The organism is Paenibacillus oryzisoli, from assembly GCF_001653565.1.
GTDB lineage: Bacteria > Bacillota > Bacilli > Paenibacillales > NBRC-103111 > Paenibacillus_E > Paenibacillus_E oryzisoli.
This window is the reverse complement of the sequence record NZ_LYPB01000011.1, coordinates 1-999: the sequence shown is the minus strand read 5'-3', so window position 1 is coordinate 999 and position 999 is coordinate 1. Positions and strand designations below refer to the sequence as shown.

Sequence of the window (999 nt, the reverse complement as noted above, 5' to 3'; positions counted from 1 at the left end):
GCACAACGATAATTTGAGTAAAATAGCATAAATTCATGTTTTAAAGCGTGCTCAGAAATCAGTTGTTAGACAGTCTGACGTTCGGTTCTGTGAGAGGCCCATGCAACTATGCATGGGTCTACTCTATTTTCGTTTGTTTGCGCACGGGGTAAGTGCAGCTTACCGAAGATAAAGCCGAAGTCGAAGTTGGAGACGGAGATGAACCGCAATTGCAAACGTAATCGAACCCGAACCAAATCCAAACCCGAACTCAACGGCAACAGCAACAGCAACAGCAACGAGAACGATAATCGCAACCGCAACCGCAACCGCAACGAGAACGATAATCGCAACCGCAACCGCAACCGCAACCCCAGAACCACAGTCCGGCCGCAACCGCAACCGCAACCCCAGAGCCAGAACCAGAATCAAATCCAAACCCAACGGCAACAGCAACAGCAACAGCAACAGCAACAGCAACAGCAACGGCAACAGCAACCCCAACCCCAGAACCACAGTCCGGCCGCAACCGCAACCCCAGAGCCAGAACCAGAATCAAATCCAAACCCAACGGCAACAGCAACAGCAACGGCAACGGCAACCCCAACCCCAGAACCAGAGTCAGAATCAGAGTCAGAACCAGAACCAGAACCAGAACCAGAACCAAACCCAAACCCAAACCCAAACCCAAACCCAAACCCAAACCCAAACCCATACCCATAACCATAACCATAACCCCAACCCGCCCACACCCCCTGGCAGAGTGAATAACTGGATTTTCTACAGTTAATTGGAGCGAATTTAGGGGATTTCGTAAAATAACTGGATTTCCTCCCGTTATTTTAGACGAATTTCCTCAAATAGGACTTTCCTAGCCAAAATAGATGTAGAAAATCCAGTTAATCTCCCCGTAAGCTAGTTTTACTCAAAAATAGATGTAGGAAATCGTTACTACTTAGGTTCAGAAGCTGAATTGTCCTTGGAAGACGGAGATAAGCGAGGCGTATATGGGGAGTTTCT

1 protein-coding gene is annotated in these 999 nt (G+C 48.1%); it reads right to left on the bottom strand.

All coding sequences use genetic code 11. The features are described from left to right. Positions 1–159: 159 nt before the first annotated feature. Positions 160–465 carry a hypothetical protein gene (locus tag A8708_RS00080; protein ID WP_204787436.1) on the bottom strand — a complete coding sequence of 102 codons (306 nt, stop codon included), beginning with the start codon at positions 463–465 and terminating at the stop codon, positions 160–162. Positions 466–999 lie beyond the last annotated feature (534 nt).